Below are 7,487 nucleotides of genomic sequence, written 5' to 3'. Positions count from 1 at the left end.
GGTCCAGTTGCTGCGCGCCAGGGTGGCGTTGGGGTAGGTGTATTGCAGGTTGTTCACCACCCGACGGCGGCCCAGTTCCAGATTGGCCAGGATGCGCACCGGCTCGGCGTGGCTGGCGTTGAAGATCACGTAATCGCCGCTGGTCAGCGTGTCGGTGTGCTCGGCCAGGTCCAGGCTGTCGTCACCGGCCACCACGCCGCTGATGGCGATGGGGGCGCTGTCGCGCAGGGTAAAGCGCGGGCTGAACAGCTCCATTTCAAAGCGCTGGATGCCGTCTTCCCAGCTATAGCGCACGGCCTGCTCCAGCGGCGACACCAGATCGGCAATGATCGGCGAGGCTTCGCTGGTGAAGGCATCCAGCGCCAGATTCTTGATGTTTTCCGCCAGGGCGTTGACATCAAGGATGTTCCAATCTACGGTCAGTTGGCCCAGATTGCTGCGCGACAGTACGCACGGCAGCTCCAGGGCGATGCCTTCGCCCTTGAAAAAACCGGCCGGCGGCATCAGCGTGCCGTAGGCGTACAGCGTGCCGTCGGCCAGCTCCAGGCCCACTTCGGTGATGGCATATGCGCCGGTTTTGTCGATGCCGGCATTGATCTGGATGGCGGTATCAGACAAGCGGGTGATGGCCAGTTGCACCGACTGGGCGCGCGGCGCCACCAGGGCGGTGGCCGTGGCCGGGTCGGTGTGCGGCACACCAGTGCCGACCACCACGCGCGCCACCTTGGGCAGCGGTTCACCATTGGCCAGCGCGGTGTTCTCGCGGTCCATGCCGGCGTGGGTGGGAGTCAAAATCAAAGACATGGAGGTTCCTTTGGACAATGCCCGCCCCGCACCGGGCGCAAAGCGCGTCGGCGAGGGCGTGCGAATCGGGAAAGTTCAGTCAGTCAGACGCGCGTCAGGACGCCTCGGCCGGCTGGGATTCAGCCTGAACCGGCATAGGCACGGGCGCTTGCCAGTGGCCTGCGGCGTCACGACGCCAGCCCCAGCTGACTTGATCGGGCACGGCGACGAATTCGCTGGCCAGTTGCGGATGAAAATGCGCCTGCGGATCGGTGGAAACGTCCACGGCGATGTGATCGATGATGCGTGCGAAATTTGTCATGATTTACCACTCCACGATGACCAGGCCGGGACCGCCAAGACCGCCGGTAGAATTTTCGGAACCACCACCACCAGCACCAATACCTCCATTGCCACCGATGCCGCTGCTGCTACCACCGCCAGCACCTGAGCCACCACCGCCACCACCATTGCGGCCATTTCCGCCGACAACTCCTCCATTACCGCCGGGGGTTCCACCGCCACCGCCTGCGCCTGAGCCACCAGCACCACCTAAAAAACCACCGCCACCGACAAAGCTGTCAAACGGGAATCTGAACGTGGCTAGGATGCGGTTAAAGTCGCCGGATGCATTGGCGCTGGTGGCCACAGCACCGATGATGTCTGGAGCCCCCTCTCCACCAAACATGGCGCTATTGCCGAATGCACTACCGCCACCTGATGCTCCGTTCATACATACAGAACTGCCTCCGCCAACGCCGCCACCACCGGATGGAGTATGGGCGGCCGAAGATCCACCATTGCCCAATTGCGATCCGGAGCCACCACCGCCAGATCCAATAGCATTGCCTGACGCGCCGCCGCTGGCCTGAAAATCACCGCCAAATCCGATGCCTGGCGCACTGGTCGTACCACCAGTCACGGAAATTAGTGAGCCAAACGACGACGATCCTCCAGTGCCACCATACCCAGAACCACCCACACCCACAGTTACGGCATACTGAACCGTCGGTGCCACATCAAACACACCATGGGCGTAGCCACCACCACAGCCACCACGGCTTTGATTACCGCCACCCGCCCCAGCCCCAACCACCCGCACGCGCAGCTTGCTGACGCCAGCGGGCACGGTAAAGCTGCCATTGCTGTAAAACACCCGATACTGGCCGCTGCCAAACTCACCCATATACCCCGCGCCAACCGTCTTGGTGACCATCCCGGAGGTCAGCGTGGCACTCGTCCCGCCGCCACCCACCCCCACCAACGATTTACCGATATAACGTCCCATCATGCGTCTCCTTCGTAGCCGTGCACACGCACCGACACGCCGGCCAGGCTGGCGCGCGCCCAGACTTTTTCACCGGCAGACAGGATCAGGCCGGTGTCTTCCAGCGGCAGATGACCATCCAGCGGGGCCTGGTATTCGATGTAATCTGCCGCGGCCGGTGTCTGGCCCGGGCCGATGGCCAGGGTGATGGCGGCGCTGATGGCGTTGCGGTTGGTCACGCGGATGTTGACGGTGGCGATCTTGCCAGCCGGCACGGTGTAGAGCAGGGTATCGGTGTCCGCCGTCAGGTCGGCGGCCCCCAGTCGTCCAGATGCCATGTGATGTGCTCCTTAGATTTGGGCGAGGAAGTAATCCATCGTCCGCAGGTTGTGTTGTTGAATGTCCAGCTCGCTGTGGGTCACGCAATCCGCGCAATTACCGCTGGCGCTGAAAACCAGGGTGTTACAGGCCACCAGGCAGTGCACACGAGTGGCCACCGGGGTGCGCACACGCAGGCAGATACGGTCATGTGCCGGCACGGCGTAGATGTAGTCAGACCATTGGCTGTCCACCAGACGCGTCTCGATCACCGGCACATGGGTGTATTCGCCATTTTCATCACGCCAGGCCAGCTCTGGCGCGCCGGCCGCTGTCAGCGCCCGCAGGTAAACCCGGTGCGGCGCCAGGCCAGTGCCCAGCTTGAGCACCCGGGTGAAATACAGCCCACCAGCCGGACACACGGCGTTCTGGCAGGATTCAAAAGTCCAGTTGCTGCGCGCCAGGGTGGCGTTGGGGTAGGTGTATTGCAGGTTGTTCACCACCCGACGGCGGCCCAGTTCCAGATTGGCCAGGATGCGCACCGGCTCGGCATGGCTGGCGTTGAAGATCACGTAATCACCGCTGGTCAGTGTGTCGGTGTGCTCGGCCAGGTCCAGGCTGTCGTCGCCAGCCACTACGCCGCTGATGGCAATCGGGGCGCTGTCGCGCAGGGTAAAGCGCGGGCTGAACAGCTCCATCTCGAAGTGCTGGGCACCATATTCCCAAGCATGCTTGAGGGCGTGTTCCAGCGGATCCAACTGGCAGGTGAGCAGTTGGCAGGCATCGTGCAGCAGGGCATCCAGCGCCAACTCCTTGACGGTGTGCGCCAGCTCATTGATGTCCAGGATGCTCCAGTCCACTTCCAGGTCACACAGATGGGCACGGCTGAGCACGCAGGGCAGTTCAATGGCGATGTTTTCACCTTTGTGCATGCCATGCGGTGGCATCAGCGGGCCATAGGCGTACAGCGTGCCATCGGCCAGCATCAGGCCCACTTCGGTGATGGTGTAGCAGCCCGCCTTGTCGATGCCGGCATTGATCTGGATGGCGGTGTCGGACAGTCGGGTGATGGCCAGCTGCACCGATTCGGCACGCGGATTGACCAGTGCAGTGGCAGCGGCGGGGTCGGCGTGCGGCATGCCGCTGCCAACCACAACATGGGCAATCTTGGGCATCGGCTGGCCGGTGGACAGCGCCAGGTTTTCCCGGTCCATGCCGACACGGGTGGGATATAAAATCAGGGACATGCATGTCTCCGTTCAGTTAACTGGGCAGGCCGTCAAGCTGCCATTCAAAAATGCCAGGCTGGTTGCCGGCGATGGCCAGAATGCGCACCCGCCAGCAGGGATGTGCGGCGTAGGCAGGCACGGCAAAAATTTGCTCACTGGTCACTTGCTGCACAGCAAAGGTCGCCACGGTGGACCACACGCCAGTCAGGCTGCTGGCGCATTCGATCGCCACTGAAGTCGGGCTGTAGGTGCTGCCCGACACATACAGATGCAGGCGCTTGACTTGCACGGGCGAAACAAACTGGGCGTACAACCAGGCATTGGTGGGCTCACTGTAGGCAGGCACCCAGCCGACAGTCAGGCTGCCATCGCGGGATTTGCGTGGTAGCGAGGTGGAGTAATAACTGGAGGCGCCCAGCGTGCCGGCCACCGGCACGCTGCCCGAGCTCCAGCTGTCACTGGTGGTCAATACCGGCAGCAGCGCCACCGGCGCCAGACGATCGGGCATCTGCCCCGTGGCCAGCAGCAAGGTCACGGCAGCGGCAAAATCCGCATCAGCAGCCAGACGCTGGCTCAGCTCGGTCAGTCCGAGGCGCTGGTACTCAGCCTTGATGGCGCTCCAGCTGATCACGGTGGGCAAGCTGCGATGCGCATCCAGCCACTGCTTGTCTGTGGCAGACATCAGGCCAGCCGCGCTGGGGCTGGCCAGTTGCTGGCGCAACCATTGACCCAATGCGTCACCCAGGGTGGCAAACGTATTCATCAGAGCGTCCCAAGGAACGCAGCATTCAGTGCTGCAGTGAAATCAGCCGTGGTGCCCAGATCGCTGGCGCCATTGGCATGGCAGACAAACCCGGTGCCCGTACTGACCAGCCAATCGCCGATTTCATAGCGCACCCCCAGGACAGTCCCCGGCACCGTTACTCGCCAGACCCAGCCCAGGTTGTCGGCAGACGGGCTGACCGGCGCCACGCCGGCAGAAGCATCAAAATCGTCGCTGAAGTGCATCATGCCGACACCCAGTGATGCCGGCAGATCCGACGGGGGAATCTTGCCACTGGCATCACGGGTCACCACCTGGGTGGGCAGATGAGATACCAGCAGATGGTTATTGGCATCGGTGCCGGCAAAACCGTTGGCAACGCCGCGCTTGCTGGCCAGAAAACTGCCTACGCTCTGGCCTATTTGTTGCAGTAACGACATGGCTATCCTCCAAAGCTGGTTTGAATATTGGTTAATAAACTGGAACTGTCTCCTTCACCCGGCACAGCCCAATGGATCGCGCCGGTCTGGCTGTATCCTTGCGCCAGCCCCAGGGCAAAGTCGCTGATGTTCAGTTGGGCATCGTTCGGGCGCTGCCAGTTGCGCCAGGCATAGGGTGATGCAGGCCAGGGACGTAATACCGGGCATAGCGTCACGGCTGCCCCGGTTTGCACATCCATCTGGAAACTGGCAAACCATGGGCGCAACACCACCACGGCGGCAGCATGCCAGCCAGGATGCAGGCTCCAGGTGGGCGAGCGCGATTGACACCAGTCACGCCAGCCATGCACCGGCCAGCCAGGCCCCAAACGGGCGACCAGATTGCCGCCAATCGATTTGCCCACGGTCAGTGAGATGTGACACGGAATATCCGGCGCATGCAGGCGGGCAATGCCCACACCGGCCAGCCCGACATGCGGATGCACCTGCACGGGAATCTGCGGAGAATGACAACGAACATGCCAGATCCCCAGGTAGCGAATGCCGGTACGACAGGGAATCCGGGCAGGAGCATCCACAGGCTCACAGGGATCGGTCGGGTTCAGCGAGATCGCCATGTCGTAATGCGAACGGACATTCTTGTACTGGTCGATCGTCCGGCGGATTTCGGCCACTTTTGCCGCGTCCTCCAGCGCCGGCACCGGCGGAAACAGCACCCGGAAGGTATAAGCTGGACGCTTCGGAGACGCTTGCCAGTTTTCCACCAGCTTGATCCGCTCCAGCCCGATACGCGCCAACGCCTGGCGCACGGCCCAGGGTGTGCCCTTGTGGCGATGCAATTCGATGGATGATTTGATCAGTGCACGTCGTGCGGCGTCATCCGCCGCGGTATGCCAGCCTTCATCGAGCACATGAAACTGTTCTGCCAGCCAGGGCAATACTTCGACAGGTGTGGTGTCTACCAGATTGACCAGCAAGCGAGTCATGTCCAGCGTATTCAGCCGTGCCGACAAGGTGGCCAGCGCACGAAAGCGTGGCTCCAGGGCAAGCAGCAAGGGTGCGCTATCAGCCATCACGCTCTCCTGCCAGCACCAGGTCGATGCCGATACAGTGCGGCCAGCCATAGACAGGCACATCCAGGGTGGTGGCTGGTGCAATCAACTCAACCTGATACACGCCCGGTACCGACAGAGCAGCAATCAACTGGCTGGGCACGATGTCTCGTCCCAAGGTGGCAGAAAGCTGTGTCGTCAGCGCCACCAGACGCGAGCGGGCGGCTTCCAGCACGCACTCGGCATGAGCATCACGAAACACCAGCAGGCGGGCCTGAACCGAGTAAGTGATTTCCTGTGGAGACAGCACCTGCACCTGATCGGTCAGGGGACGGACTTTTTCATCCGAGCAAGCCTTGGCCACAGCATGACGCAAGGCGGCACTGGGCAGCCCGCTCTTGCTCAAAGGAAACAGCCGCACCACGCCAGGCTCGGGAGAATCCACCGCCACATCAATGATATCGGGATGGGCACTGATGGCATGGTAACGATAGGCCAGACGGCTGCCTGCGGTGCTGAAGCGTTCTGGCGCCAGCTTGATTCGCTCGCGCAGATGTTCATCACATTCGATGTCGGCGCCATCCACCGTCACGGTCAGATTGCTGACCGACAGAATGGTCACGCCCAGACAATCCACAGGCCGATTGATCTTGCCCAGAGCAAGGCCATTGCCTGCCGGTCCAGGTTCTACGGCAAACACGGTGATGTCGATGACACTGGCGCCAATATTGGCCAGGACATCTTCCCGAGTATGAAATTGCACGCCACTGGCCGTAGCAACCCGAAAACCGGCGGGGATCATCAGTGTGCGGGTCAACGGTGCGGCGAGGGTCAGGCGGACCAGGGCGCTGGCGCTTTGTGCCGGCAAACGGGTCACCCCCACCAGTTCACCCAGATAATCCAGCATGGGAGGGCGGGCAAATGCCACCAGATTCTGGCGGGCGGCATCGTTGATGGCCGTGCGCACCAGGGTTTCACGATAAGCCAGCAAGTCGATCAGCAGGCGTTCGGGTTGGGCATCGGACAAGATACTGCCGGTCATCGCCTCATAAGCGGCGATCATTTCCTGCACAATCGCCTGGCTGTCATCCGCCACGATTTTAGGGGGAGAAGAACTCACAACACGGCCTCCGTCTGTTGTAAAAGGCCATTGGCAAGCCGCCAACTGACACGCAGGTGCGCGCGTCCATCGTCGATCCGGATCAGCGAGACCATGTCTACCCTGATGCGCGGCTCCCAACGGTAAATGGCTTCAACAACTTCGCGTGCCACGTGTGGACGCGCCCGATCAATCGGCGCATCCAGATAACGACGCAAATCCGAACCGAAATCCGGTCGCAAGGGGTTAGCCCCCTTGGGCGTGCGAAGAATGATTTGAATGGCCTGATGAAGGCTTTCGAGTGATGGCGCTGTGCCAGCACGGGTTGCAGCCTGCGGCCAGTTCGGGGATGAGATGTCGGTTAGCTGTGTCATGCGGCCATGATGCCGCCAGCTGTCTGGAGGAGATATTAACGGGATTTAAAGAACCATCATCCCGAGATGGCGCAGTCAGGACAGCGCCAAAAAAACCAAAAAATTACTATATAAACAATGCCTTACAATCTAACACAGCCCGTTTGCCGCTGACCTGCAACA

10 protein-coding genes are annotated in these 7,487 nt (G+C 61.5%); all 10 read right to left on the bottom strand.

From position 1 onward, the window contains the following. The coding region (locus DFR34_RS17065) for a hypothetical protein (protein ID WP_158281723.1) at positions 1 to 804 on the bottom strand (804 nt) is incomplete at its 3' end. 94 nt (positions 805 to 898) lie between these two features. After that, positions 899 to 1,105, bottom strand: a complete 207-nt coding sequence (locus tag DFR34_RS03030) for a hypothetical protein (protein ID WP_110389679.1) — start codon at positions 1,103 to 1,105, stop codon at positions 899 to 901. Between the two features lie 3 nt (positions 1,106 to 1,108). Further along, positions 1,109 to 2,074 carry a hypothetical protein gene (locus DFR34_RS16730; RefSeq protein ID WP_146215039.1) on the bottom strand — a complete coding sequence of 322 codons (966 nt, stop codon included), beginning with the start codon at positions 2,072 to 2,074 and terminating at the stop codon, positions 1,109 to 1,111. After that, positions 2,071 to 2,388: a hypothetical protein gene (locus tag DFR34_RS03020; protein WP_110389677.1), complete on the bottom strand. Its 318-nt coding sequence runs from the start codon at positions 2,386 to 2,388 to the stop codon at positions 2,071 to 2,073. Before DFR34_RS03020 ends, DFR34_RS16730 begins: the two co-directional genes overlap by 4 nt. 12 nt (positions 2,389 to 2,400) lie before the next feature. Then, positions 2,401 to 3,615: a phage tail protein gene (locus DFR34_RS03015; protein ID WP_146215038.1), complete on the bottom strand. Its 1,215-nt coding sequence runs from the start codon at positions 3,613 to 3,615 to the stop codon at positions 2,401 to 2,403. A 16-nt stretch (positions 3,616 to 3,631) separates the two neighbouring features. Continuing rightward, positions 3,632 to 4,360, bottom strand: a complete 729-nt coding sequence (locus DFR34_RS03010; protein ID WP_110389675.1) for a hypothetical protein — start codon at positions 4,358 to 4,360, stop codon at positions 3,632 to 3,634. Beyond that, complete coding sequence (locus tag DFR34_RS03005) at positions 4,360 to 4,800, bottom strand: hypothetical protein (protein ID WP_110389674.1); 441 nt, start codon at positions 4,798 to 4,800, stop codon at positions 4,360 to 4,362. Before DFR34_RS03005 ends, DFR34_RS03010 begins: the two co-directional genes overlap by 1 nt. A gap of 2 nt (positions 4,801 to 4,802) precedes the next feature. Continuing rightward, positions 4,803 to 5,855, bottom strand: coding sequence for a phage tail protein I (locus DFR34_RS03000; RefSeq protein ID WP_158281722.1), 1,053 nt, complete (start codon positions 5,853 to 5,855; stop codon positions 4,803 to 4,805). A 10-nt stretch (positions 5,856 to 5,865) separates the two neighbouring features. Next, on the bottom strand, positions 5,866 to 6,972 hold the full coding sequence (locus tag DFR34_RS02995) for a baseplate assembly protein (protein ID WP_245906797.1): 1,107 nt from the start codon (positions 6,970 to 6,972) through the stop codon (positions 5,866 to 5,868). Further along, positions 6,969 to 7,325 carry a GPW/gp25 family protein gene (locus tag DFR34_RS02990; protein WP_110389672.1) on the bottom strand — a complete coding sequence of 119 codons (357 nt, stop codon included), beginning with the start codon at positions 7,323 to 7,325 and terminating at the stop codon, positions 6,969 to 6,971. The genes DFR34_RS02995 and DFR34_RS02990 overlap by 4 nt, the downstream gene beginning before the upstream one ends. Positions 7,326 to 7,487: the final 162 nt, after the last annotated feature.

This window comes from Rivihabitans pingtungensis, assembly GCF_003201855.1.
GTDB classification, from domain to species: Bacteria; Pseudomonadota; Gammaproteobacteria; order Burkholderiales; family Aquaspirillaceae; genus Rivihabitans; species Rivihabitans pingtungensis.
This window is presented reverse-complemented; position numbering and strand designations above follow the sequence as displayed.

Coding starts and splice junctions, on each gene's coding strand:
- DFR34_RS03030 (WP_110389679.1), bottom strand. CDS start 1,105: ATGACAAATTTCGCACGCATCATCGATCACATCGCCGTGGACGTTTCC.
- DFR34_RS16730 (WP_146215039.1), bottom strand. CDS start 2,074: ATGATGGGACGTTATATCGGTAAATCGTTGGTGGGGGTGGGTGGCGGC.
- DFR34_RS03020 (WP_110389677.1), bottom strand. CDS start 2,388: ATGGCATCTGGACGACTGGGGGCCGCCGACCTGACGGCGGACACCGAT.
- DFR34_RS03015 (WP_146215038.1), bottom strand. CDS start 3,615: ATGTCCCTGATTTTATATCCCACCCGTGTCGGCATGGACCGGGAAAAC.
- DFR34_RS03010 (WP_110389675.1), bottom strand. CDS start 4,360: ATGAATACGTTTGCCACCCTGGGTGACGCATTGGGTCAATGGTTGCGC.
- DFR34_RS03005 (WP_110389674.1), bottom strand. CDS start 4,800: ATGTCGTTACTGCAACAAATAGGCCAGAGCGTAGGCAGTTTTCTGGCC.
- DFR34_RS02990 (WP_110389672.1), bottom strand. CDS start 7,325: ATGACACAGCTAACCGACATCTCATCCCCGAACTGGCCGCAGGCTGCA.